Raw genomic sequence first — 26,357 nt, 5'->3', positions numbered from 1 at the left:
GGCTTTTTATGGAGTCTCAAGCAATTTTTAGACCCTTCTTCGCAACTAGCAGTTTGGGTTACAATAGTGTTCAAAAACATATTTATATAACTCAGCTCCTATGCCTCCTTCTATATATCTCTTGTCTAAATTATCAATCAAGAGTGAAGCGGTGTTGTCCGCCATTGCTTTAAGCTCTTGACGCAAGGCAATGTAGTGTAAAACATACGGATGGGTGCAAGAAATATCATTCATATTTAGCTTATAATGAAACGCTCCTCTTTCCAGCATCGCTATCATGGCAGCAATGCGTGTGGCTTCAAGACTAGGATGTTGTTTAAGCTCTTGTTGCATCAAGGGGGAGGTTTTCCATTTGGCTTCTAAAGCATTCAAGGCTTCATAAGCCGTGGTGGCAATGTAGTAGGACTTTTGGTTTACGAACCAGAGGTTGTTATACATTGCACGAAACATTTCCGATTCTTTTTTGTTTGGTCCATCAAGCATATATTGCTGATCTTTACTATACACAATCGGCTTATGAGTGATGACCTCTTCGGCTTCAGGGGTAACAAAGATGGATGAGGGAACTTTTTCGTGGTTATACATTTCATCAAGGTAGAGTGCGGCTAAGGGTAAGTCTCGTAGGGCGTGTTGTTCACGGATGTTTTTATCTTTGAAGTTATCGTGATGGACTGCCTTGATAAACTCCCAAGTAAAGGTTGCCACGGCTCCTTCTTTACGGAACAAGGGATTGGTATTGCTCTCATAAAGATAGTGAGGCATGGAAAAGCCTCTTGCATGAGGATAGACAAACCAATGGTACCGCCATAAAGCCAACTCGCCATCTTCGTGTGGAATGAGCGGTGTTGCCATAGCATACAAGAGACGATGAGGGTACACAAGCCAGTAGGTTATGGGATTACTAGGAGAGAGGAATGCTCGGTAAAGAGCTACCACATTACCTGCGGCGTAGTAACATTTAGCATTTGGGTATGCACTCTCTTTAGGGCTTATCCACTCATAACACTGTTGGAAGTAAAAAAAGGAGTTAAACCCCACTAAAAATAAGAAGAGACGTTTCGTCCAAGGATTTTTCAGTGAAACCTTGGGAAGTTCTTTTTGTATAAAAGGACGACAACATCCAAGAATAAATGCTACGATATAAAACCCAAAAAGACCAAGAATAAGGCTAAATATCACAACGACTAACCATGCAAAACCCAAATGAAAAATGATCATCTTTTTCTTCCCTCTCATATAGTTTTACATGTAAAGCAAGTTCTTAAAATTTTCTGTGAATGTTTTGAATAAATTATTGTAGCAAAATTATGAAAAGAAGAAAGGAAAATCCCTTTTTTAAAGATGATTGATAATACTCGCGTTATACGCCGCGCCAAAGCCGTTGTCGATGTTGACGACGCTTACGCCACTTGCACAGCTGTTGAGCATGGAAAGAAGCGCTGCGATGCCTCCAAAACTGGCGCCATAACCGACACTGGTGGGAACGGCGATGACGGGTTTGTCGACTAAGCCTCCGATGACACTGGCAAGGGCTCCTTCCATACCTGCGATGACGATGACCACTTTGGCGTTTTGGATGACCTCCAAATGCGCGAACAAGCGGTGAATCCCTGCCACGCCCACATCGACTATTTTTTTGACGTGATTGCCCAAGATGCGCGCTGTCTCATAGGCTTCTTCGACCACGTAAAGATCGGACGTTCCTGCCGCTACGATGGCGATGTAACTCGAAGGTGGTGTCGTGATCTCGCGCTCGATGGTGATGGTTCGACCCATCACATTGTACTTGGCTTCGGGAGCGATGCTTTGAACGGCTTGATACGCCGCTTCATTGGCACGGGTGATGAGAATATTATTGTCACGATCGAGCAATTTTTGGGTAATCTGAGCGATCTGATCCGGCGTTTTACGCTCACCGTAAATCACTTCAGGATAGCCCAAACGAACCCCTCGATGATGGTCGATTTTGGCAAAATCTAACTCTTCAAAGGGTTGCGCTTTGATCTTTTGAAGTGCTTCAGCAACGCTCACTTCACCATTTTGAACGGCTTCTAAAAGCTTTTCAATGCTTTGTCCACACATCTTTAGGCTCCCAAATTGAGAGATTCTGCGACAGAATTGTGTCGGTAACCTTCAAGATCAAGCGTTACATGTAAAAATCCTAGCGACTTAAAATACGCGCAGATTTCGCTCAATCGTTGGTCTTTTAGGAGATGAACCCCATGCGATTGTGGCATTTCAATCCTTGCTAAACCCTCTTCATAGCGCACTCTTATGTTGCCATAACCTTGTTCTATCATGTAGCCCTCCGCCATTCCTACCATGCCCAGTGCTGTTTCATTGATGGCTTTGCCGTAAGGAAACCGTGTCAGCAAGCACGCATAAGAAGGTTTGTCCCATGTTGAGAGCTCCATATCTTTGGAGAGGGCTCGTATCTCCTCTTTGGTCAGACCTGCATCAAGGAGTGGGGTTTTGATGCCGAGTTCTCCTAATGCCACACGCCCAGGTCGGTACTCTTTGGTGTCATCGACATTGCTTCCCTCAGCGACAGCACTGAACCCTTTTTGGTTGGCGACTTCAATCAAGGAAGAGAAGAGGGCGTGTTTGCAGAGGTAACATCGGTTTTTGGGATTTTCGCGAATCGCTTCGATCCACGGTTTAACAACGACTTCGTGACGCGCACCGATCTCATCGGCGATGCAAATCGCATCGGAAACTTCCCACGAAGCGATGTACGGCGTTGAAACCGTAATGCCGATGGCGTTTTCACCCAAAACATCGTGTGCCGCCTTAAGTAAAAAACTGCTGTCAACACCACCCGAAAAGGCAACCACAAGGCTCTCATATGAACCGATAATTTCGACTAAACGTTCGTATTTTTTATACATTTTCGTTTCCCATCGCTAACGTGACACTTTCGTAAACCAATGCTATGGGCACATTATGCTCACGTGCAGCTTTTTTGCACGCTTCGTATTCGGCTTTGTATTTTACACGTTTGCCCTCAAAATAGGCGCATTTGACGCTGATTTCACCGTAAGGCGTTTGCACTTGCTTGATTTCACGCTCCAACGCGATCTTTTCAACAAGGGAGCGCCTCAAACCGATAGAGGTTGTCTCCAAAAAGATAATGCGTTTTGCCTCAGCTTCTTTGTCCAGACTGACCAAGACACTGAGCTTCACACCCAAACGGTTTTTCTTGGTCGTAATCGCCGTCGTGTAGACATCTTTCACACCCACTTCAAATAGTTGCTCTTGCACGTAAGAGAGTATTTCAGGGCTCATATCGTCGATATTTGTCTCTAAAATAACCTCTTCGTCCACGCGTTCTTCTTCATTGCCCAAATAAACACGCAAAACATTGGGAATACTAAAATCCTTATGCCCGATGCCATACCCGATCTTCTCAATCACCAACGAGGGCTTGGCTTCATACGCATCGACATTGGCTTTAAGGATTGCCGCACCTGTGGGCGTTGTTGTCTCAAAAAGCACGCGTCCTAGGGTGACGGGGACATTTTGAAGGATTTCCACTGTTGCAGGTGCAGGCACAGGAAGTGTACCGTGCGCGCAGGTGACAAACCCACCGCCAAGTTCAACTTTGGAAGCGATAATTTTCTTTACATGTAAAGCTTCTAAACAGATGGAAGCGCCGACAATATCGACGATGGAGTCAATCGCACCGACTTCGTGAAAGCCGACTTCATACGGCATTTTATCGTGGATTTTCCCCTCAGCCAAAGCGACTGTCCAAAACATCTTTAAACTTCGCTCTTTGATGCTTTGAGCCAGTGTGCTGTTGTTGATGATCGCTTCGATCTCTTTAAAGGTTCGGTGAACGTGAGGATGCGTATGCCATTGATGGGTGAGCTTCACCGTAACTTTCGTTCCGCTAATGCCCAATTTACTGGCTTTTTCAACCACCATTTCAAACGCAGCATCCAAAGAGAGTTTGGAGAGTTCTTGCCTTAAATGCGCTTCGCTGACGCCCAAATCAAGGAGAGCTCCTAGATTCATATCGCCGCTGATGCCACTAAAGCAGTCGTAGTAAAGAACTCTCATAATAAACCTAGTTACTCACGACTTTAGGAACGGTGATGGAGCCAAAAGGAAGCACGATGATGCTCGCGTTTTCACCTTTTTCTTTGATCGCCTCAGCGAGTGCTACATGTAAATCATGGTAAGGCTTTAAATGCACCGCTTTCATCTCTTCATCGCTCAGTTCACTGACCGCCCAACTTTGCGCCCAGAGGTTAATTTCCGCCATTTTAGCCGCTTTGTGGTAGCCAAGTTTATAACCGCATTTGATTTTATTGAGCACTTCTTGTGGGCAGTGCGCCGAACTCATCAGTTTAAAGAATCCTTCCTCGCCAATGCCCGTACGACACTTCGCCACCATGATGAGAATGCCTTTATCATTAAGCGCAAGTTTGCCGTTATCAAGGGCTTTTTGCGATTGATAAAGGTCGATGTCCATCGGATAGGGCGCCACTGAGATAACAATGTCCGCTTTTTGCGGAATATTCACACAAAAAACTTCATCGGCTTTATCAATCGCGGCGTAAAACGAATCGCTCAAGTCGCCTGCCGTTACGGCACAAATGTCATGATCGCTGTCCAAAACGGTCATAATTGCAAAGACATCAATGTGGCTTAACACTTTCATCGCGTCCATCATATCTTCATGAACGGGATTGCCTTTTAAAGAGAGTGCTTGCGCGTTGGGATGAAGCGCTAAGAGGTGATTTTGTTCAATCGTCTCAAACGCCGCAACACCCGGTAAAAACGCTTTGCGTCCGCCCGTGTAACCGGCAAAATAGTGGGGTTCTACCGAGCCAATCGCGCAGACTTTTTTGGCTTCAGCAACGATTTTATTAAGGTGCATTTCTGTGCCATTAGTGGATTTTCCGAGATAAACCATCGCATCTTTGCGTGAGTCATGACTCCAAAGACGATTCTTTACATGTAAATCTTCGTAGATCTCTTTGCCTAAGATAAAATGCCACTCTTCTTCGGTGGGAGCCCTGTGACAACCCGTTGCCACGATAAAATAAATATCTTTATCTTTAATCTTTGGATAAATGCGCTCAAGCACTTTACGCGTTGGAGTAGGGCGCGTGCCATCATTGACAATAAAGACAATGCGCTCATTGGTATCAATAAAATGATCGAAACTCTCTTTGCCAAGCGTATGCAACAACGCCTCATCAATCGCGTGATTGTAGTCGATTTTAGGAACACTATTTGGGTTATAAACGCCTACCAGTTGTTTCGCACTTATCTCTAACTCAAATGTTTCATCTTTGCCATAACCAACCGTTACGTTCATTGCGCATCCTTCTTTTTAGTACTTAATTTTGTTTAGGCATTTCCATAAACAAATATATATGATATTTTATCACCGATTAATGACCTAAATAAACATTTATCAAAACGAGCGAATCCAAAAAAGTCAAACGCGTTTTAATAAAAATTTCGATCAAAAAAGACGTGAGAGCCAAATGAGCCCTCACGATAACATAAAAAAATAGCCTAAAATACTTCGTATTGTGCGCGACCAATTTTATACAGATCAGCACCATACGTATCATTAATAACCGTCAAAGGAAAATCAACAACTTCAAGTCTACGAATCGCTTCAGGGCCTAGTTCTGGGTAGGCGATCACTTCAGCACTTTTGATTTGACGCGCAAGTAGTGCGCCCGCACCACCTGTTGCACCAAAGTAAATGGCTTTGGAGTTAACACACGCATCCAAAACTTCTTGGCTTCGTTTACCCTTACCGATCATACCTTTAAGACCTTGCTCATTGATGAGTTTTGGAGAGTAGGAGTCCATTCTGTAAGAAGTTGTAGGACCGGCACTGCCGATTGGATCGCCCGGTTTTGGAGGGGTTGGTCCAACGAAATAAATCACCGCGCCTTTCATGTCAAAAGGAAGAGGTTGTCCTGCATCTAAAAGATCGACCAATTTTTTGTGTGCTGCGTCACGTGCTGTATAGACAACACCGGTTAAATAAACAATGTCACCTGCTTTGAGTGGTGTAATATCTGCGTCACTGAGTGGTGCTGTTAAATGATATGTTTTGCTCATGATAGTCTCCTTATAACTTGATGTGCATGTGGCGTGAACTGTGGCATTGAACGTTAACGCTCACTGGCAAGCTCGCAATATGGCAAGGGTTTTTCTCGATGTGAACACCAAGAACGGTATTCGTTCCACCCATTCCCATAGCACCAATACCTAAGTTATTGAGAAGTACCATCAACTCTTCTTCCATTGAATCCAAAACAGGATCGGGGTTTTTGCTTCCAAGCTCTCTAAAAAGGGCATGTTTAGAAGAGATAACCGCTTTTTCAAAGGTTCCACCAATACCAACACCAACGGTGAGTGGAGGACAAGGATTTGGACCCGCATCGGAAATCACTTGTTTAACGTATTCGATAATACCTTTTCTACCTTTGGCAGGAGGAAATACAGTCGCACGTGAGACGTTCTCAGAACCGCCACCTTTTGCTGCGTACTCAATGTCTAAACTATCACCCTCAACAAGGTCGAAGTGAATGATCGCAGGAAGGTTGTAGCCGACTTCGTCTTTAAGGTTAGCACGTGTGTCCCAATGACAGGTAGACGCTCTTAAATAACCCTCTTTGTAGCCTTGCTCTGTTCCCTCATTGATCGCTTTTTTCAAACTACCGCCAACCACTTTAACATCTTCGCCGACTTTGACAAAAAAGACGGCTAAGCCTGTGTCTTGGCAAAGAGGTCTTGCTTCATTGGCTGCAATATCTGCATTATCCAAAATCTGCTTCAACACTTGTTTACAGACTTCACTTTTTTCATTTTTATAGGCGTCTTCCAATGCTTTGTAAGCATCTTTAGGCAAGTTGGTTGCACTGTAAAGAATCATATCCTTTACACTCTTGACGATCTCTTCGTACTTGATTTCTCTCATTTTACCTCTCCGAAAAAGTTGGTTTTTGGTTAAAACTGATTTTAAGCACTTAAAAAAGTACCTGAAATCAATTTTATCATCTTCTACCCAAAATGATGGGGTAAAGGTGCTTGGTTGAGTTTACATTAAAAGGAGAGCACCTCTGAAGATCTTTACATGTAAGGATCTTCAAAAGCTTCTGCCCCAAAGCTTGGGGCAGAAAAAGGATTTAGTTTAGATCAAACCGTAAAGTTTTGCAAACAAGAAACCACAACAACATGCTGTTGTTACACCCACAAAGCCTGGCAAGATAAAGCTGTGATTGATAACGAATTTACCAATTTTAGTCGTACCTGCACGGTCGAATGAAAGTGCCGCAATGTCGCTTGGGTATGTTGGAAGAATCCAGTAACCATACGCTGCAGCAGCAAATGCAGCGATCATACCAGGTTCTACACCAACCGCAAGAGCGATAGGAACCATAGCTGAAACAGCCGCCGCTTGTGAGTTGATCAGTTTAGAGATAAGGATCAAGACAACCGCATACGCCCATGGATAGACTTTAACAAGATCACCCATGCTTGCTTTAATATCTGCTGTGTGTGCACCAAACATCGTTGAAGTCATCCAAGCAATACCAAAAACAGCGATAACCGCAGTCATACCTGCTTTAAAGACATCTGTTTCAACAACTGTTTTTGATTTAAGATCAGCCACGACATAGATAATAGCAGCCACGGCAAGCATAAACATCTGAATGGCATCAACCATTGAAAGTGGTGTCAATTTGCCTTTGATCGTAAAGGTTGGAACCAATGAAGGGAACATACCAAGGATCGCGATAACAGCAATGGTACCAAGGAAAAGCCATACAGAGATGTATTGTTTACGTGTAAAGACTTTATTAAGTAATGTAGCCGTTGAACCGTAAACATATTTTTTAGTCTCAGGATCTTTGATAAGCTCTTGGAACTCAGGATCTTTATCCAAGTCTTTGCCTCTAAACATACTGACAAAACCAACCACCAAAACACCAATAAATGCTGAAGGCATTGTGATTTGAAGGAGTTGAATGAGACCTAGATCTTGACCATTAACCAATGGATGACCTTTCATCAATGCGATCATAGAAACAACCGCAACCGATGCAGGAGAGATCATAATACCCATTTGTGCTGCAATGGTACTTGCTGCCATTGCACGTTCTGGTCTATTGCCTGTTTTAATAGAAATATCATAAATAATAGGAAGCAATGTATAAACAACGTGTCCTGTACCACAAAGAAACGTCAAGATAATCGTTGTAAGCGGTGCCAAAACAGTAACATACCGAGGATGTTTTCGAAGGAGTTTCTCCGCTTGTTGTAACATAACATCCAAACCACCAGATGCTTGAAGAGCCGCACCCGCACAGACAACGGAAAGCATAACCAACATAACATCAATTGGTGGCTTACCTGGTGCTAAACCAAATCCAAATACAAATACAATAACACCAACCCCACCAATAAGTCCGAGTGCTATACCACTTTTTCTTGCAGCAAAGAACAAGACGACCAATACTACAAGCAACTGTATCCAAAACATGCTTGACATAAAAACCCCTTTGAGATAATTTTTTATATTTTAACTTTAACTTAGAGCTAAAATATAATTTTCAGATAGCATTATATTCTCCGATTTAGGATATAAATGAGACCTTTTTGCTAATATAACAAAAAAATAAGTCTGGAAACCCATGTTAAACTTAAAAATAATAATTATTTTATTTATTTACAGCTCTTTTTTATTTTCAAATGAAATTTTACTGCTTCACTCCTACAACAAAGGGCTTAAATGGAGTGATGGAATTTCGCGTGGTGTGGAAAATGTTATGCAAAAACACCCTCAGTATGAACTGACGACGGAATATATGGATAGTAAAAAAATAGAATCGGAGCACTACTTCGAAGAGCTGCTCGATCTTTACAAAAAAAAATTTAGAAATCGTCGCTACAAAGCCGTCATCGTAGCCGATAACTATGCCTATGAATTCGCCCTTAAATATCAGCAAGAGCTTTTTCCTAAAACGCCTATCATCTTTTGTGGTGTTGAAAACTTTAATCCCAAAGATATTAATGATACGATGAAGCCGTATGTAACCGGTGTTGTTGAGTATAAAGATATACGTAAAAATCTCGAGTTGATCTATCAACTCTTTCCTGCCATTAAAATGGTATACATTATAAGCGATGATGCGTACTCTTCTTTAGTAATCAAAGATCAGATTATTGATGAGTCCAATAATTTTCAAGACAAATTCCGTGTCGTGTTTGACAATCAGATCGATTTTGATGCGATTGATACTAAAATTGAAAAACTTCCAAAACACAGCGCCATTTTGTTTACCAGTTTTTACAGAGATATAAATGGTAAATACGTTCCTTACTACAAACTCCAAGCCTTTTTTCAGCGTTCAAAATACCCCATCTTTGCACTCAATCATATTCATGTTGGAGAAGGGGTGATTGGTGGGTATATGGTCAATCCGTATGAGCAAGGAATGCTTGCTACCAAAAAAGCATTTGAGCTCATTAATGGTAAGCAAATCAGTTCACTGCCTGTCGAAATACCAAAAGGCACCTATGTTTTTGATAACAATATTTTGCGTAAATTTGCTATTTCACTGAATGACGTTCCTACCCCTGCTGAGGTACTAAACGGTGTTGAAAGCTTTTACGAGAAGCACCGCAAATTTGTGGAGAACGCATTTGCGTTGATGCCACTGTTACTTTTGCTCACAACCATTTTGGTTTTAAATATTATCAAGCGAATTTCACTGGAAAAAGAGCTCTTGCGCCAAGGAAAACTCGACTACGTGCTCTTAAACAATATCCAAAGTGCTATTTTTTGGAAAGCCAATGATGGCAAAATTTTGGGCTGTAACGATCAGTTGTGCCAGATTTTAGAACGTGATAAATTTGACATTATTGGCAAGCATGTCAAAGAAATTATGCCAACCATTTGCGATGCAATTCAAGAAGTACCGCTTGATTGCCCCACAAGCGCTGAAATTGAGATGCACATTCCCTATAAAGATAAGATTATCTTTTCCGTTCGCAGAACGTACTATACCGATGAGAACAACCAAGAGACAGGTGTTGTCACCATTCTTACGGATATTACCGAGAAAAAGCGCATTGATACAGAGCGAAAACGTCATGAACAGTTTGTGATTCAGCGCTCAAAACAGTCCGAAGTAGGGGAGATGATCGCAAGCATTGCCCATCAATGGAAAACGCCTTTGGTTGAGATTTCAGCGATTGCGCAAGAACTCATCTACAAGCGTCGTAAAAAACCTTTGGATGAAGAAGATACACAAAAATTTGTGGATGACATTATGACCCAAGTGAAATATATGTCTATCACGATTGATGATTTTAGACAATTTATCAAACCTTCGTCGACACAAACCGCTTTTGATGTACGCGAGGCGATCAATACGCTCTTAAGTGTGGTCAATCACAGTGTGAAATACAACTACATCACAATCAATATTATTCAAAAAGATCCAGCGCCACTCTTAGCGTTTGGTTATCCAAATGAATTTAAACAGTGCGTTTTAAATATCATTAATAATGCAAAAGATAGTATATTAAAAAAAAGAGAGACACAGAGTACCGAGGGTATCATTGAAATTGAAATAGAAGGCAATGAAGAGAACATCTATCTCTCTATCCGCGATGATGGCTGTGGGATTGAAAAGAGTAAACTCGAATCCATTTTTGATCCGTTTATGAGCACGAAAGCCAATGGCGATGGATTTGGGCTTTATATGGCACGTTTGATTATTGAAGATAAAATGGGTGGAAAAATTGTCGCTAAACAAAAAAAGAGTGGTGCCCAAATTTGTATCACCATTCAAAAAGCTAAAGGAGCTGCATGAAACTATTGGTCTTAGAAGACAATGAACGCTTAGCCAATCTTATTGTTGAAGCGCTAGAGCAAAAGAAATACCATGTTGATCTTTTCAGCGATGGCAAACGTGCCCTTGAAGCGATCGACAATGGCTATGACTGCTTTATTCTTGACATCAACGTTCCTGGCATGGATGGACTGAGCCTTCTCAAAGAGATACGCAGTATGGATAATGCCACACCTTCCATTATCATCAGTGCCAACGTAGAACTCGACACCATTCAAGAAGCGTACAGCAAAGGATGCGATGAATACCTCAAAAAACCGTTTTACATGTACGAATTAGAGACCAAAATTGAGAGACTCTGTAGGCCTAAAATTTGCTGTGTGACCTTATCCAATGGGTTTACCTACTCCATAGAGCATGAGCAACTCTTCGATGGAAACGGTAAAGAGATCAAACTGGCTAAAAAAGAGATTCTTTTGCTCAATCTTTTCACTAAAAATCTCAATAAAAATATCTCGTTTGAACGCATTGAGCAGTATGTCTGGGGTGGGGAACTTACCACGACAGAGAACATTCGAGCTTTGGTCAAGCGTCTGCGTAAAAAACTTCCTGAAGATACCATTGAAAATCAAGGTGGCATCGGATACAGACTCAATTATGAACATTAAAGCCTTTTTTGCCACACGTGAACAGCTGCTCTATCTTTTTGCAGCCGCCGTTCCTATCGCTTTTATCGCGTGGAATTCACTTCTGAATAACTTTGCCATTGAATCTGCGCAATTTGATGGTGAAAAAATCGGTTTGTTGCAAAGCATTCGTGAGGTTCCTGGACTTTTAGCCTTTAGTATCGTCTTTGTTTTGCTCATTTTTCGTCAGCAAAATGCGGCGTATCTTTCACTCTTTCTCTTAGGGCTTGGCACCTTTTTGACGGGTTTTTTCCCCACAACACTGGGACTTTACACCACAACGCTGATTATGTCCATTGGCTTTCACTACTTAGAAACGCTCAATAACTCACTCAGCCTGCAATGGATCGACAAAAAAAATGCGCCTTCCTTTTTGGGAAAACTCTCGGCGATTCGCTCCTTTATTGGGCTTGGAACCTTAGCCGTTCTTTACGTGCTGATGAAATTTTGCGATGTCGGATATATCGGTATTTACGTACTCAGCGGTGGCGTTACGATGTTTTTAGCTTTTGTGGCATGGCTTGGATTTGAGCACTTTAAAGATGATGTGATTCAAGAAACCAAACTCTTTATGCGCAAAAAATATTGGCTTTTTTACGTCCTAACCTTTTTAGCAGGGGCTCGTCGTCAGATTGTCGTTGTTTTTGCAGGTTTTTTACTCGTTGAAAAATTTCATTTCAATGTCGAAAATATGGTGCTTTTGCTCATCACCAATACCATTTTAAATATGATTTTCGCCCCTTATGCAGGAAAATTGATTGAGCGTTTTGGTGAAAAACTCTCATTACGCATCGAATATCTGAGCATTGTTCTCATTTTTATCCTCTATGGTTTGGTACAATCACAAACGATGGCGGTGTCACTCTACATCATCGACAATCTCTTTTTCACGATTGCCATCGCTCTTAAGACCTATTTTCAAAAGATAGCCGATCCTAAAGATATTGCGATTACCTCAGGTGTGGGGTTTACGATTAACCATATTGCGGCAGTTTTTCTACCTTTTACGTTGGGTATCGTTTGGATTTATTCACACAGCGTGGTCTTTTTCATAGGAGCAGCCATCGCGGTCGTTTCGTTTGTTTTGACATTTTTTATCGCCAAGAAGGAGCAGAGTTGCGTTTACATGTAAGCGAAGATTTTTTACAATTAGAGTACACAAAAGAGCTGAAAAACTACGATGAAGCGCGCTATTTTGAAGAAGAGGCCAATGAGCCTTTTGATGCGCACTCTTTACAACAGATGCAAATCATGATGACACGCATTGGTGAAGCCATGGAGCTTGATGCCTACTCTTTGAAAAAACTCGAAGTCTTTTTGCGCACAGAGCTTCCATTTTTTGCAGTGACACGAAGACTCGTTTTTCAATGGGTCACACAGAATTTTTTATATTAATCTCATACAATTTTAATATAATGTTTTATGCGTAAAAGGATAACGATGAAAAAAATATATTTAATCAGACATGCCAAATCAAGCTGGAAAGATACCCTCTTAGACGATTTTGAACGACCGCTCAATAGCAGAGGTAAACGCGATGTTGTCTTTATGGGACGACGTTTAAAGATGTTTCATGTCATACCAGATCTTATCTACACAAGTCCTGCAAAACGCGCTGAGAAAACGGCGAAAGAGCTCGCACGTGAAGTGGATTACGATAAGAAAAAAATCAAAAGTGTGGATTCTCTTTATGAAAGCTCGTACGAAAAGTATCTTGAACTGATTCATGCGACCGATGACAAGCATGATGCCATCTTCATCATCGCGCACAATCCTACCATCACCGAAGTGGGAGAACGCCTAAGTGGCGCCATTTTAAGCAATATTCCCACCTGTGCAATCGTCTGCATCAGTTTTGATGTGCACAGTTTTAAGGAAATTTGCGAAGAGAGTGGGCATATCCTCTTTTTTGACTACCCTAAAAAACACCTCAAAGATACCAATGATTAAAGTCTCTTTTTCAAAAAGAGAATTAATCCTGTCATCACGACAGCACAACTGACCATAATCAGCGTGACCAAACTCGTACCATACGTAATGTCGCTAAAAGGCAGCCCTTGGCTGTTCATGCCAAAGTAGCCTGCCACAAAATGCAGGGGTAAAAAAATCCCTGAGAGAATCGTCAAAAGGTAGATCGTGCGGTTCATCTTTTCATTGCTACGGCTCGTGTAAAAGTTGTACAAGTTGTTTAGTTTGTCGGTCGCAAGAAGGGCTGAGCGATTGGTTCGCCCAATGTGCTCGTGAATATCTTGAAAATGAATCGCTAAAAAATCCTCTTCCTTCAGATACGTCTCAATAAACTGACTCAGCACCTCATCGCCCAAGGTGAGCACGCGTTGAATGCGACTGAGATCTTTTTTATTGGCAAGCCAGTAATGCATAAAGTTTGAAAAATGGGCATTATCGTAGAGTGCCTCTTCCATCAGATCAATACTTTCGTGCATCGAAGCGACCAACTTCATCACCGTATTGGTCTTTTCATTTAAAAATTCATACACGCGTTGCATCGTCTCAAAATTGATAAATTCGGCTTTTTGTTTATCGAAATAGTAGTATGACGTATGGTCAAACACAAACGCATACGACTGTATTTTGAAACTCTCATCTTTATAGGGCAGCGCTAAAATGAGGATGTCATACGCCGCTTCTTCAATAAAAATAGACGGATGCGTCGGATTTTTAATATCCGATAAGTGAAAACTGTCGACTTTTTCAAAAAGATTTTTCATTCCATACCATCCATTGTGTCTGCTGCAATTTTAAGACGTTCTTTATCGAAATGAGTATAAATACGTGATGTATTAAGATCCGCATGACCGAGTGCTTCTTGCACCAAAATCAGATCATGATTTTTTTGGTAGAGCAGGGTTGCAAAGGTGTGACGAAGCATGTGTGCACCATTTTTCTCTTTGCGAATGCCCGCATGAAGCAGTATCTTGTCCATGATGTAGCTTACATACGCTTGCGTCAAAGGCTTTCCTGTGCGACTTTGAAACAGAAGCATATTCTCAGAGCTTCGATACCCCATCCACTCTTCCAAATCATGCACGATGTGCTCACACTTGATCATCGCGGTTCTAGGTTTATTGCCTTTTCCACGGATTTGAAAGACGTAATACTCTCCATCTTTGACCATATCTTTCAGTCGCACCCCCAACGCTTCACTGACACGCATTCCTGTATAAAGAATAAGCTTGATCAAAAGCCTGTTTTTGGCTTGGGCGTAAGGCTTAAATTCGGTCTCTTCGATTGCTTTGAAAAAACGGGAAAGCTCCTCTTTGAACATATGTGCAGGCAATTTCTCACCTTTGCGCCCGCCAAGTCCACCCCAGTTTTTAAGCTCGATGCGAAACTGATACGAACTGCCACTCTCCTCTTCATTTTGCTTATCAATGAATTTAAAAAGTCCTAGTAGGGCAATGCGGTAGTTCTTTTTCGTCGCATCCGAGAGGGAGCCGGTTTGTGACGCTAAAAATTCGCTTAACAGCTCCTCATCGATCTCTTTTAAAGAGGTCAGTTTCATAGGCGTAAGGTAATGGTAAAACTTCTCCAAAGGATTGATAAAAAGGTTGATGCCGATTAGCCCAATGTTCCGAGCTTCTTTTGCAAGGTTTTTAAGATCATACATGCTTTCGCTTCCATGGTTAAGTGAGCCGATGATGGCGGAGAGTTTGGCATTTTCTTCGACATGGCGGTTGGAAAGAGAGGTGAGTTTGGACTTAATGAATCGATCCAGCCAAAAAAGAAGACTCTGCTCAAAATTCTCTTTCACATCCACCTTGTAGCGCATCTTATTTGGCTCGCTTGGCGTAAAATGCTGCTTTAAAGGCTTTAAATTCACCCTCTAAAATCGCTTGACGCATCTGTTTCATCAAGTTCAGGTAGTAATGCAAGTTGTGAATCGAAGCGAGTCTAAAGTAAGTCAGCTCTTTGGCGCGAAAAAGATGGTGCAGATAACCCCTTGAATAATGTTTACATGTAAAGCAGTCACACTCTGGATCAATCGGGCTTTCATCTCGTTGAAACTTCGCATTTTTGATGCTGACTTTGCCAAAAGAAGTAAAGAGTGAACCATTGCGCGCATTGCGGGTTGGCATCACACAGTCAAACATATCGACACCGCGTTCTACGTTTTCGACCAAATCCTCAGGCGTTCCAACGCCCATTAAATAACGTGGCTTGTCGGTTGGCATCAAAGGCGTGACAAATTCAACAATTTCATACATCTCTTTGTTGCTCTCTCCGACACTGAGTCCGCCAATGGCAAACCCATCAAAGGGTAGGGCGCAGAGTTCATTCGCACTGATACGACGAAACTCTTTGTCAGTCCCCCCTTGAATGATCGCAAAAATATTTTGATGCAAACCAATACCCTCAGACTGCTTTTGTTGATGATACGTAATGGCTCGCTGCGCCCAATCGGTCGTACGTTTGATGGAGAGAGCAACACGCTCTTTGGTGGCAGGAAGCGCCACTAAATCATCCAAGATCATCATAATGTCAGAATTAAAATTGTACTGAATATCAAGCACCTTCTCAGGCGTAAAATAGTGAGAAGAACCATCGATGTGGCTTTTAAACATGATGCCATTGACATCGGCTTTAGAGATGTCACTGAGGCTAAACGCTTGAAAGCCACCGCTATCGGTTAAAAAACTGTTTGGGAATTTGGTAAAGCCATGAAGCCCCCCCAAATGTTTGATCACTTCGTCGTTCGGGCGCAAATAAAGATGGTACGTATTGCCCAAGATGATCTTCGCTCCAAGCATTTCGCTCATATCGACAGCGTCTAAGCTTTTCACACTGCCCACCGTTCCAACAGGCATAAATACAGGGGTTTGGATAGTGCTGTGTGCCGTTTTTATCGTACAAGCACGTGCTCTTCCATCGGTTTTATCTATCTGAAATTCCATTTTAGTTACAATATCCTCTCATATTTTAGGGAGTCGCGTATCATGAAAAAAATTTTAATCATCGCTGATGGCATTCTAGCAAAACAATTTTTAGAAAAGGTTATGGAAACCGAGGCAGGGGAGAATAGCTACACCATTGTGACCTATAAAGAAGAGACTTTACCCAAAAAGCGCCCTGAAAACTTTAAATTTTTTGAATTTGACCCAACCAGTTATGAAAAACTCGCCATCGTCCTCAATGAACAATTTTTCCAAGTGATGATTATGATGTCCAATGAACTTGATGTCAAAACGACCTACAGCAACATCAGACGTGTCGATAGCAAAGTGCGTGTGGTCATCATGGACAGATGGGATTTAAAGATCGAAGATAAACGTCTTTTGATGCTCAACTCCCGCGAAATCCTCGCTTCTCGTTTTACCGATCACCTTCCCAATACGCCGATTGTCGCGCAAAACATCGGGCTTGGCATTGGTGAAATTATGGAAGTTTCGGTCCCTGTTGGAAGCTCCTACGCCTACCGCCATCTTGCCTCCATCGAGCAGAGCAGATGGAAAATAGCCGCCGTGTACCGCTCCAACACGCTCATTCTGCCTCGTCCTGCGCTGATGCTTTTACCTAATGATCTTTTACTGTTGGTGGGCGATCCTAAAGTGTTGCAGAGTGTCTTTAAAAGCATCAAACGCGAACTAGGTCAGTTTCCTTCGCCGTTTGGTAGCAGCATCTATTGTTTGATCGATATGTTACGCATGAATGACCAAGAGATCGATGTGTTGCTCAATGACGCGCTCTTACTGCACTCAAAACTGAACAGCAACAAGTTACATGTAAAGATTATCAACCCGACCTATTCCAAAGCACTCAATAAGGTTAAAAGCTACAACAATCACCATATTAACGTGATGATCGACTACTTTGAAACCAATCCACGAAAAGTGCTCAGAGACGATACCGAGAGCATGGATATTGGGTTAATCGTTGTGATGAACCGCTTTTTTCAAAAAAACAAACGCACGCTTTATAAAACCAAACTGCCTATCTTTAAAATGGGAAAACAAGGGTTTGCAAGCCTCAACCAAGGTGTTGTGTTAAGCAATGACGCACATGAAATCGAGCAAGAATCTTCCGTCATTTTTGACGTCGCAACCCAACTCTCCTTAGAGCTTAAACTCTACTCGTACAATCCTGACCATGAAAATGAGAAAAATAGCCTTATTGAGCACTTTGATAACCTCTCCAAGATCTTCGGTCGCGAAGTCGATGTCGTCCAAAGCGATAAAAATCCACTGGTCAAACTGCGCCATAAAGATAATATTTTGCAATTTTTACCCTTCAGTCCTAAAATTTTGGACGCCAATGTCCTCTCGATTTTTTCAACCGATATGGAAAAATTACACTTTAAACTTGCCGATAATTACCAGCTATTCATCCCAATCAATGCATAATTAAGTGCTTTTTGAGTACTATTGAAACAAAAAAAAACGGAAAGAACATGCACGTCAATGTTGTCTTAAACAAAACCACTTCAAACGATTACAGTGTCATCATTGACACCTTAGAACAGCTCATCTTTGAGACCAAAGTGATGATCGTCACGAACACCACCGTGGCAGCACTTCACCTCGCAAATCTTCAAGCACGCATCAAAGCAAAAGAGCTCCATACGCTTATCTTGCCAGATGGTGAGATGTATAAAAATTTCGAGAGTCTGAACCTTATTTTAAACGCTTGTTTTGAGCACCGATTGGACCGTAAATCCATTTTGATCGCTTTTGGCGGTGGCGTCATCGGCGATATGACAGGTTTTGCCGCTTCGATCTACCAGCGAGGCATTGATTTTATTCAGATTCCCACCACGCTTTTAGCCCAAGTGGATGCGAGTGTGGGTGGTAAAACGGGCATTAACAACGCGTATGGCAAAAACCTTATTGGTTCGTTTTGGCAACCGCGCGCCGTGTATTGCGATAGCGCGTTTCTTAAAACATTGCCTAAACGCGAATTTGCAGCGGGTGTGGCGGAGATCATCAAGATGGCAGTGACCTTTGATAAAGCCTTTTTTGAGTGGTTAGAAACGCACGATTTGCGCGAAGAAGCCAATCTTACACTGGCGATTCATAAAAGCATTTCCATTAAAGCTGACGTCGTTTCACAAGACGAGACAGAGCAGGGCATACGCGCGGTGTTAAACTACGGACACACCTTTGCCCATGTCATCGAAAACCAAACCCATTACACGACCTACTTACACGGAGAAGCTGTAGCCATAGGCATCGTGATGGCAAATGCACTTGCGTACACCTTAGGACTTTTGACTGCCATTGAAGCAGGGCGCGTCCGAAAACTCTTAGAACATTACGAACTGCCAACACACTATGCTATCAACCATTTAGAGACATTTTACGATGCCTTTTTCTTGGATAAAAAAAGTGCCAATGACACCATTACGTTTATCTTAGCCAAGGGAATTGGTGGCAATGAGATGCGCCATAACGTTTCCAAAGCCGATGTATTTGAAGCGCTAGGGGCGTTTCATGCCTAAAAAAATTCTGTGGCTTATTTTTCTTACATGTAACCTTCTTTTAGCCGAAACCAACACAACATCGAAGCTCGAAGAGAGCATCAAAATCGAGGCAATTCGTCAAAAAATCACGGCGATTGATGAAGCGATTAAAGACAATTTATGGTTTAAGCGCTATGGCAACTACTTAAGCTACCAAAAACTCATCGAAGAGCTCTCTACCGTTGATGCGGAAGTCAAAAAAATCAAAAATGCGAAAGACAAAGCGTCCATTGAAAAACGCGAACGATTGGTGAGCAAACAAGAATCTCTCGAAAAACAGATCGAGCTCTTACAGGAGTTTAAAAACTCACCCTTTAGCAAGATGGTTGAATCAATTGAGCTAGAGAGTTACCCTAAGATCACCAACCCTTTTGCGATTATTTCCGCACTTTCGTACATTAAAAAAATCAAACAAGAGAGTGCTGACTACCATGCACGCATTGATCGTTTGGACTTTTTGGTGGGGAAACTCAGAGAAAAACTCGTCCTACTTGAAGAGATAAACCAAATTGAGCCGATTATCACGAACGAAGATATGGTGTATGAGGCGCAAAAAGAGCTTAACGCGTTTATCGCTGCCCAAGAGATTGCGAGTACAAGTTACTCTTTACATGTAAAGAAAGTGGACGAGGCAAGTATACGCATTACCCAAGACATTACGTTGCAGATGAAACGGGCGTTTAACATCGGTATTTTCATTATTGTGGTGATTGTCATCACGCTTTTACTCAAATTTGTTGCCAAACGTTACATCAAGGACAATGAGCGTTTTTACACCGCCAATAAGATCATCAATTTTCTGAACGTCACGCTCATTTTGCTGATTTTGCTCTTTTCGTACATCGAAAATGTCTCCTACCTTGTCACTGTTTTAGGATTTGCGTCTGCGGGTATCGCGATTGCGATGAAAGACTGGTTTATGAGCATTTTAGGCTGGATGGTCATCATTTTTGGTGGCAGTTTCCACGTGGGAGATCGCATCAAAGTCAAAAAAGATGGACTCTCGTATGTTGGCGATATCATCGATATTTCGCTGCTTCGCATGACGTTGCTTGAAGACATTACGCTCACATCGTATCAAGAGAACACACGCTCAGGAAGGGTTTTCTTCATTCCCAATAACCTTATATTTTCCTCCGTCATCTCCAACTACACCCACGGCACGATGCGTACGGTTTGGGATGGCATAAACATCTACATTACCTTTGACTCCAATCACAAAAAAGCAGTGCATTTAGCGCGCGAAATTACGAAAAAATACGCCAAAGGCTACACTGACATTGCACGCAAACAGCTCAACTTATTGCGCAATCAGTACAGCCTCAAAAACACCAATGTTGAGCCTCGCATATTCTCCTTTGTCGAGCCACAGGGCTTTTGTATCAACTGCTGGTACATGACCAATTCGTACGCAGCACTTGCACTTCGTGGAACCATCGGTTGCGAAATCATCGATGCGTTTAATCAAGAAGAGGACATCACCATCGCATACCAAACACACAATATCAATATTGCTCAGCAACAACACCCCTCATCTCCACCGGATGCACCAAAGAGTCCTGATGAAAAAAGTCTTTTTTAAAACCTTCGGGTGTCGTACCAACATCTACGATACGCAGGTGATGATGGCAAATCTGAGCGATTTTGAAGTGACCGAAGAAGAAAACGAAGCGCAGATCATCGTCGTCAACTCCTGCACCGTGACCAATGGCGCGGACACAGGTGTGCGAAGTTACATCAACCACGCCACCAAAGAGGGCAAAAAAGTCATCCTCGCAGGATGTGGCGCGATCAGCAAAGGCGAAAGCCTTTTTAGCCAAAACAAGGTGTTTGGCGTTATGGGACACTCCGAAAAAGCGCAGATCAACACCCTTCTCAAACACGAAACTCCGTTTTATGAGATCGGCGATCTCACCTCTTTGGACGAAACCATTGTGCACGAATACACAGGCAAAACCAAAGCGTTTATCAAGATTCAAGAGGGGTGCAATTTTAGATGTTCGTACTGCATCATCCCTTACGTCAGAGGCAATGCGCGAAGTCAAGATGAGAGCAAGATCATCGAGCAAGTACAAAAACTCGCCCTCAATGGCTACGGTGAGTTTGTGCTCACAGGTACAAACATCGGAAGTTACGGCAAAGACAAAGGCAGTTCCCTTGGAAAACTCGTGCAACGCTTAGGCGCCATTCGAGGCGTTCGCCGTATTCGTTTGGGAAGCATCGAGCCTGTGCAGATCGATGAGAGTTTTCGCGAGATTTTAAACGAACCGTGGCTTGAGCGCCATTTACATGTAGCGCTTCAACACACCTCGGAGCGCATGCTAGAACTCATGCGAAGACGCAATAATGTCAAACGTGATTTGGAGCTTTTTCAAGAACTGAGCGAGCGAGGCTTTGCGCTAGGAACCGATTTTATCACCGGACATCCAGGCGAAAATGATGAGATTTGGAGCGAAGCGTACACCATGTTGGAGCAATTTCCCCTCACGCATCTGCACGCATTTACCTACTCCAAACGCGATGGAACGCCCTCTAGTACGATGAAACCTGAGGTCAAAGGCGATGTCGCCAAAGAGCGCCTTAAGAGCATCGAAACGCTTGTAGCGTCGAAAAACATTACTTTTAGGCAAAAAAAGAGTGAAATACCTTTAAATGTCCTCGTCGAAGAGTACAAAGATGAGCACTTCATCGGCTACGACCAGTTTTTCAACAAAGTCATTATCCAAAGCAATCGCGACCTGCTTAAAGAGTGGGTTACTCTCGAAAACTACGAGATTCAACAGGAGGCAAACTATGCGCATTTTTAAATCCCAAAAACTGATGCTCTCTTTAATGGCACTCAGCATTTTTGCAGTACTGCTCGCTTTTGGGTATTTACGCATTACGCCTAAGATCATTGATCTGCCGACGTATCACGCACTTTTGGACAGCGGAAGCATCAAAAAAGCCAAAGTCGAAGAGAACGAAGTGTTTCTTTATGGGATGAATGACGAGTTTGTCATCATCAAAGATGGCATCGACATTGGTGCGTTACTTAAAAAAGTGCCCATTGAAGTACAACGCTCCAATCCATTTTTTGAAGATTTGATCATTTTGGGTATGCTTGGAAGTCTGCTGTTTGCACTTGTTTTTTATGCACGCAAAAAACGCGCGGAAGATGTCAAAAAAGAGCAAGAGACCAACCAAAAAGCCTACGCCAATTACGATCCTTTTATGAGTAGCATCATCAGACCCGTGAGAGCCAACGTGAGCTTCAAAGACGTGGCAGGCATCCAAGATGTCAAAGAGGAGCTCGAAGAGATCGTCGATTTTCTTAAGAATCCTGCACGTTACAAACGCTATGGCATCACGCTTCCCAAAGGTGTGCTTTTAGTAGGTCCTCCAGGCGTGGGTAAAACGATGATCGCCAAAGCCGTCGCAGGCGAGGCGAGTGTGCCATTCTTCTACCAAAGTGGCGCGACCTTTGTGCAGATTTACGTGGGTATGGGTGCGAAGCGGGTAAAAGAGCTCTTTTCCCAAGCCAAAGCCAATGCCCCTTCCATCATCTTTATCGATGAGATCGACGCTGTAGGACGCGCACGCGGTGGCATGCGCAACGATGAGCGCGAATCAACCCTCAACCAACTGCTCACCGAGATGGACGGCTTTGAAGACAGCAGTGGCGTCATCGTCATCGCCGCGACCAATAAAATCGACATCATCGACGAGGCACTGCTTCGCTCAGGCAGGTTTGACAGGCGCATCTTCATCTCTCTTCCCGATAAAAATGATCGCTTAGAAATCTTAAAAGCCTACATGCGCAACAAACCCACCGAAGTGGACTTAGAATCCCTCGCCAATATGAGCGTTGGTTTTAGTGGCGCAGCCTTGGCAACCTTTGTCAACGAAGCTGCCATCAACGCACTTCGCAGAGGCTCAACCATTCTAGAGCTGGGCGACTTTGTAGCCGTGCGCCAAAAAGTCTTAATGGGTAAGAAAAAAGTCCTCAGTTTCTCCGACGAAGAGAAGAAAATCCAAGCACTCTACCAAGCCGCAAAAGCGCTGTGTGCGTACTGGTTTGAGATAGACTTTGACAAAATAACCATCGTCAATGACCGCCTCAAAGACATCGACCGTGAGATCGAGTCAAAGACGCAAATGCTCTCCAAAATCAAGGTTTACCTTGCAGGCATGGTCGCAACTAAAATCGCTTACAATGAAAAATTTACCAATGCCACCGAAGATTTAGAGCGCGCGACCACCATCGCCAAAGAGATGGTCGAAGTCTATGGCATGGGCGAAAAGCTCATACCGTATGAAAATGATGTTTTGATCATCCTAGAAAACGCCCAAAAAGAGCTCGAACATTTCCTAGAAGGGATGAACAGCGTTTTAGAGAAAATATCGCACGAACTCTACAGTGTAGAGAGCATCTCCAAAGTACGCCTTAAAGCCATCATCGATGAAGTTCTTTAGTGGCTTTTGCCTTGCAAACGAGCAAGAGCTTTTCACACCATACTTAAACCAAAGCGATTTCACCGTCGCTGGTTTTAGTTACGGAGCCATCAAAGCTTTTGAATATGCCTTTACATGTAAAGAGCGCATCGACACCCTGCAACTCTTCTCTCCTGCCTTTTTCGGGGACAAAGACGCCAAATTCAAAAAGCTTCAAACCCTTTCCTTTTCCAAAAACAGTGACCTTTATACACAAAATTTTATGCAAAATAGTGTGTATCTATCCACGTTTGATATACAACCATTTTTTCAAAAAGGAACTCTTGAAGAGCTAGGTGAACTGTTAAACTATACATGGGATGAAGAACGCTTACGCTCTTTGAAAGAGCAAGGTGTGAACATCGAAGTCTATGTAGGCGAATGTGACACCATCATAAATTCTTTACATGTAAAAAATTTCTTCGTACCTTATGCAAGCGTTTACTATCTCAAACGAGTAGGGCACATCTTAAAATGATGCAACCCTTAGATGAAGCCACTGTTTTTAAACGCTTACACGAGCCTTCCCCTCGTGCTTTTTTCCTTCTGTTCTACACCACCCACTGCACTCAATGCAAAATCGCCCACGCAAGAGTAGAGCGCGTCATACAAAAGGGAACCTTTGAGGTCGATTTTTTTACATGTGATCTCGATGCTGCCCCAAAAGTAAGTGAGCATTTTGGCATCCGTTCTGTACCTGTATGTATGACATACAACCAAAAAGGCGAGCAACAAAGGGTTGAATACGGTTTAAAATCCGAGGCCGTTTATGAGAGTATGGTATTGGGAGTTAATACGCAAAAAGGTGATCCGAAGTCGAGGTTGTTGGGGTTTTAGCGGGATGATGGTGCTTTTACATGTACAAGCCCTATTTTTTAATCTGAATACAAGAATGTTATAGGAGTATTATATTAGTAAATATGAAAAATTAAGTTTATTATTGGGATCTATTAGTTTTATAGTATCACTTATAGCAATTAGTATTGGTATATTTGGGCACATTAGAACAAATGAAATGCACACAGAACGTATTATATTCGAAGAAAAGGCAAGGAAATCAAAACTAGTTGTACAAATTGGTCGAGATATGAGACAAGCAACTATTGTTTTTAACAAACTAGCTTTCTCTGATGATATATATGGTGCCCTATATAAACAAAAATACAATTTAATATTAAATAATCTAGGTTTCCAAGAAGCGTCAATTACATCATGGGATATCATGTATAAATCGCATGAAATAGATACAAAAACTGGCAAAAACTATTATGGTAAGTTTTTAGGAATGAATCCAAAATTTTATCAAGATAATGGTAGTGAAGTCAATTTACCTCTATCTGTCAAACCACATCAGCCTATCAAATTATCATTAGAAATAGCCGTAAGAATACCTTTAACTTCTTGGAATGCTGTATCGAATGTAGTAACTTTTGACAAAGAATATAGCTATCATCATGTTGAAAAAATTTTTAATGATTGTGGATATCTTCAGTTTGGTCAATTAGAGCTAAAAGAAATCTCACATGGTCAGGAACTATCAAGGATGGCATACGGTCCTGGAATATTGTTTCAAGAATATTCCCTTTTAATAACAAAAGGGAGTGGAGAACAAGTAAAAGCAAATTTTTCTCACAATATAAACGATTTTTTTATTCAAGGTGAGAATGATGGTACTGGGTGGGATAAACTTTAGGCAATTACAGAGAACTATCTCACTCAAACCAAACTTTCGAAATCAACTCATACGATTTTATTCTCTCCTCTGGATTATAGATCATGGAGTTTATCATCACTTCATTAGCTCCTGTTCTCTGAACAAGGCTTTCCAGTTTTTCTTTCACAAAGGCTGGCGTTCCCCATATGGACTCTCGTGTTTTATGTCGTATGCTTTTTTCTTCCCACGCTTCCCATAAACGACTCATATCGTGTGTAGGTTTACTTAACGGACTATTATCGCCACGTTGGAGATGCAGGAACTTTTGAAGTTCACTTGTCGCTAAGTAGTGGGCTTGCTCGGTTGTTTCAGCACAGACGACATTGATGCAGATGATCATATAAGGCTCTTTTAATTGTGAAGAAGGTTTAAAGTTCGTACGATAGAGCTTTATGGCATCTTCCATTGCATCGGGTGCAAAGTGTGAAGCAAACGCAAAAGGCAAGCCCTTTTCTGCCGCTAATTGGGCACTAAACGTGCTCGAACCAAGCAACCAGATGGGAATGTCGAGCCCGTATCCTGGGACTGCTTTGATCCCTTTTGTACCCGCTTGATCTGATAAAAAGTATTGCAACTGTTCAAGCATCATCGGAAAGTCTGAACCGTCATTGTGTATGTCACGTCTAAGGGCAAGCATGGTTTGTCTGTCCGTTCCCGGAGCTCTTCCCAAACCCAGATCTATCCTATTAGGATATAAAGACTCTAACGTTCCAAATTGTTCAGCGATAACGAGTGGGGCATGGTTTGGTAGCATGATTCCGCCAGAACCTATCCTGATCTTCTGAGTTTTTGCTCCAATGTAACTCAATACGACCGATGTTGCGGCACTAGCAATTCCGCTAAAATTGTGATGTTCTGCCACCCAATAACGACTAAACCCAAACGCTTCAACCGCTTGGGCTAGTTTTGTGCTGTTTTCTATGGCTTGCGCTATGGTAAAGCCTTCTCCTACGGGGATTAAATCTAAGACCGATAAAGGTATTTTATTTGGCATATTTTTCTCCAGTTAAAAGCAAGTTCTTCCACTATAGTCAAATAAAATTAGAGTAACTTTACCTCAAAATCTAACGTTTGAAATTTCAGCTCTTTCAATTTTGAAGCAGGATAGAAAAGGGAGGAAAGATGGTGGTTTTAGGCTATTGCTATCTAGTCGACCCTGAAAAACAAGTAAA

The 26,357-nt window shown here is 42.3% G+C and carries 25 protein-coding genes; 13 read left to right on the top strand and 12 right to left on the bottom strand.

All coding sequences use genetic code 11. The annotated features are described in order from the left end of the window. Positions 1-45: 45 nt before the first annotated feature. From JU57_RS13070 to JU57_RS13035, 8 genes are all read right to left on the bottom strand, one after another. Complete coding sequence (locus JU57_RS13070) at positions 46-1,218, bottom strand: hypothetical protein (RefSeq protein WP_037962016.1); 1,173 nt, start codon at positions 1,216-1,218, stop codon at positions 46-48. 117 nt (positions 1,219-1,335) lie between these two features. Then, entirely contained in the window at positions 1,336-2,082 is a 747-nt protein-coding gene (larB, locus tag JU57_RS13065; protein WP_037962014.1) for a nickel pincer cofactor biosynthesis protein LarB, read from the bottom strand. Positions 2,083-2,084: 2 nt separating this feature from the next. Further along, positions 2,085-2,888, bottom strand: coding sequence for an ATP-dependent sacrificial sulfur transferase LarE (gene larE / locus JU57_RS13060; RefSeq protein WP_037962012.1), 804 nt, complete (start codon positions 2,886-2,888; stop codon positions 2,085-2,087). Further along, a complete protein-coding gene (gene larC / locus JU57_RS13055) occupies positions 2,881-4,062 on the bottom strand; it encodes a nickel pincer cofactor biosynthesis protein LarC (RefSeq protein WP_037962010.1) in 1,182 nt (393 codons plus the stop codon). Before larC ends, larE begins: the two co-directional genes overlap by 8 nt. A 7-nt stretch (positions 4,063-4,069) precedes the next feature. Beyond that, positions 4,070-5,329 carry a nickel-dependent lactate racemase gene (gene larA, locus JU57_RS13050; protein ID WP_037962008.1) on the bottom strand — a complete coding sequence of 420 codons (1,260 nt, stop codon included), beginning with the start codon at positions 5,327-5,329 and terminating at the stop codon, positions 4,070-4,072. 203 nt (positions 5,330-5,532) lie between these two features. Next, positions 5,533-6,093, bottom strand: a complete 561-nt coding sequence (locus tag JU57_RS13045; RefSeq protein WP_037962006.1) for a Fe-S-containing hydro-lyase — start codon at positions 6,091-6,093, stop codon at positions 5,533-5,535. 10 nt (positions 6,094-6,103) lie between these two features. Then, positions 6,104-6,955 carry a fumarate hydratase gene (locus JU57_RS13040; protein ID WP_037962004.1) on the bottom strand — a complete coding sequence of 284 codons (852 nt, stop codon included), beginning with the start codon at positions 6,953-6,955 and terminating at the stop codon, positions 6,104-6,106. A gap of 213 nt (positions 6,956-7,168) precedes the next feature. Next, complete coding sequence (locus JU57_RS13035) at positions 7,169-8,530, bottom strand: anaerobic C4-dicarboxylate transporter (protein WP_294877449.1); 1,362 nt, start codon at positions 8,528-8,530, stop codon at positions 7,169-7,171. A 142-nt stretch (positions 8,531-8,672) separates the two neighbouring features. On the opposite strand from JU57_RS13035, the gene JU57_RS13030 reads away from it, so the two are divergent. From JU57_RS13030 to JU57_RS13010, 5 genes are read left to right on the top strand one after another with little or no spacing between them, the layout of a single operon-like run. Beyond that, positions 8,673-10,859: an ABC transporter substrate binding protein gene (locus tag JU57_RS13030; RefSeq protein ID WP_037962002.1), complete on the top strand. Its 2,187-nt coding sequence runs from the start codon at positions 8,673-8,675 to the stop codon at positions 10,857-10,859. Continuing rightward, positions 10,856-11,506, top strand: coding sequence for a response regulator transcription factor (locus tag JU57_RS13025; protein WP_037962000.1), 651 nt, complete (start codon positions 10,856-10,858; stop codon positions 11,504-11,506). The genes JU57_RS13030 and JU57_RS13025 overlap by 4 nt, the downstream gene beginning before the upstream one ends. Next, positions 11,460-12,656 carry an MFS transporter gene (locus tag JU57_RS13020; protein ID WP_294877446.1) on the top strand — a complete coding sequence of 399 codons (1,197 nt, stop codon included), beginning with the start codon at positions 11,460-11,462 and terminating at the stop codon, positions 12,654-12,656. Before JU57_RS13025 ends, JU57_RS13020 begins: the two co-directional genes overlap by 47 nt. Continuing rightward, positions 12,641-12,919, top strand: a complete 279-nt coding sequence (locus JU57_RS13015) for a hypothetical protein (protein WP_037961996.1) — start codon at positions 12,641-12,643, stop codon at positions 12,917-12,919. The genes JU57_RS13020 and JU57_RS13015 overlap by 16 nt, the downstream gene beginning before the upstream one ends. Positions 12,920-12,964: 45 nt before the next feature. Beyond that, positions 12,965-13,474, top strand: coding sequence for a histidine phosphatase family protein (locus tag JU57_RS13010; protein ID WP_037961994.1), 510 nt, complete (start codon positions 12,965-12,967; stop codon positions 13,472-13,474). Here JU57_RS13010 and JU57_RS13005 read toward each other — a convergent pair. Genes JU57_RS13005 through tgt form a run of 3 tightly spaced genes read right to left on the bottom strand, consistent with a single transcriptional unit; the run spans position 13,471 to position 16,437 of the window. Beyond that, positions 13,471-14,253, bottom strand: coding sequence for a CorA family divalent cation transporter (locus JU57_RS13005; RefSeq protein ID WP_037961992.1), 783 nt, complete (start codon positions 14,251-14,253; stop codon positions 13,471-13,473). The genes JU57_RS13010 and JU57_RS13005 overlap by 4 nt on opposite strands. Further along, a complete protein-coding gene (locus tag JU57_RS13000; protein WP_037961990.1) occupies positions 14,250-15,314 on the bottom strand; it encodes a tyrosine-type recombinase/integrase in 1,065 nt (354 codons plus the stop codon). Before JU57_RS13000 ends, JU57_RS13005 begins: the two co-directional genes overlap by 4 nt. 1 nt (position 15,315) lies before the next feature. Further along, positions 15,316-16,437: a tRNA guanosine(34) transglycosylase Tgt gene (tgt, locus tag JU57_RS12995; protein WP_037961989.1), complete on the bottom strand. Its 1,122-nt coding sequence runs from the start codon at positions 16,435-16,437 to the stop codon at positions 15,316-15,318. A gap of 42 nt (positions 16,438-16,479) precedes the next feature. On the opposite strand from tgt, the gene JU57_RS12990 reads away from it, so the two are divergent. From JU57_RS12990 to JU57_RS12955, 8 genes are all read left to right on the top strand, one after another. Continuing rightward, complete coding sequence (locus JU57_RS12990; protein WP_037961988.1) at positions 16,480-17,883, top strand: TrkA C-terminal domain-containing protein; 1,404 nt, start codon at positions 16,480-16,482, stop codon at positions 17,881-17,883. 47 nt (positions 17,884-17,930) lie between these two features. Next, positions 17,931-18,977 carry a 3-dehydroquinate synthase gene (aroB, locus tag JU57_RS12985; protein ID WP_037961987.1) on the top strand — a complete coding sequence of 349 codons (1,047 nt, stop codon included), beginning with the start codon at positions 17,931-17,933 and terminating at the stop codon, positions 18,975-18,977. Beyond that, positions 18,970-20,580, top strand: coding sequence for a mechanosensitive ion channel domain-containing protein (locus JU57_RS12980; protein ID WP_037961985.1), 1,611 nt, complete (start codon positions 18,970-18,972; stop codon positions 20,578-20,580). Before aroB ends, JU57_RS12980 begins: the two co-directional genes overlap by 8 nt. Then, complete coding sequence (gene mtaB, locus JU57_RS12975) at positions 20,561-21,805, top strand: tRNA (N(6)-L-threonylcarbamoyladenosine(37)-C(2))-methylthiotransferase MtaB (protein ID WP_037961983.1); 1,245 nt, start codon at positions 20,561-20,563, stop codon at positions 21,803-21,805. The genes JU57_RS12980 and mtaB overlap by 20 nt, the downstream gene beginning before the upstream one ends. Next, positions 21,792-23,453, top strand: coding sequence for an ATP-dependent metallopeptidase FtsH/Yme1/Tma family protein (locus JU57_RS12970; protein ID WP_037961981.1), 1,662 nt, complete (start codon positions 21,792-21,794; stop codon positions 23,451-23,453). The genes mtaB and JU57_RS12970 overlap by 14 nt, the downstream gene beginning before the upstream one ends. Beyond that, on the top strand, positions 23,440-23,949 hold the full coding sequence (bioV, locus tag JU57_RS12965) for a pimelyl-ACP methyl ester esterase BioV (RefSeq protein ID WP_037961978.1): 510 nt from the start codon (positions 23,440-23,442) through the stop codon (positions 23,947-23,949). The genes JU57_RS12970 and bioV overlap by 14 nt, the downstream gene beginning before the upstream one ends. Further along, the gene (locus tag JU57_RS12960; protein ID WP_037961975.1) at positions 23,946-24,308 is read left to right on the top strand and encodes a thioredoxin family protein; all 363 of its coding nucleotides are present in this window, start codon (positions 23,946-23,948) and stop codon (positions 24,306-24,308) included. Before bioV ends, JU57_RS12960 begins: the two co-directional genes overlap by 4 nt. 103 nt (positions 24,309-24,411) lie before the next feature. Continuing rightward, on the top strand, positions 24,412-25,164 hold the full coding sequence (locus JU57_RS12955) for a hypothetical protein (protein ID WP_037961973.1): 753 nt from the start codon (positions 24,412-24,414) through the stop codon (positions 25,162-25,164). Between the two features lie 19 nt (positions 25,165-25,183). Here JU57_RS12955 and JU57_RS12950 read toward each other — a convergent pair whose 3' ends face one another. Further along, entirely contained in the window at positions 25,184-26,179 is a 996-nt protein-coding gene (locus JU57_RS12950; RefSeq protein ID WP_037961970.1) for an LLM class flavin-dependent oxidoreductase, read from the bottom strand. Positions 26,180-26,357 lie beyond the last annotated feature (178 nt).

It is taken from the genome of Sulfurospirillum sp. SCADC (assembly GCF_000743525.1).
Classification (GTDB): Bacteria; Campylobacterota; Campylobacteria; order Campylobacterales; family Sulfurospirillaceae; genus Sulfurospirillum.
This window is presented reverse-complemented; position numbering and strand designations above follow the sequence as displayed.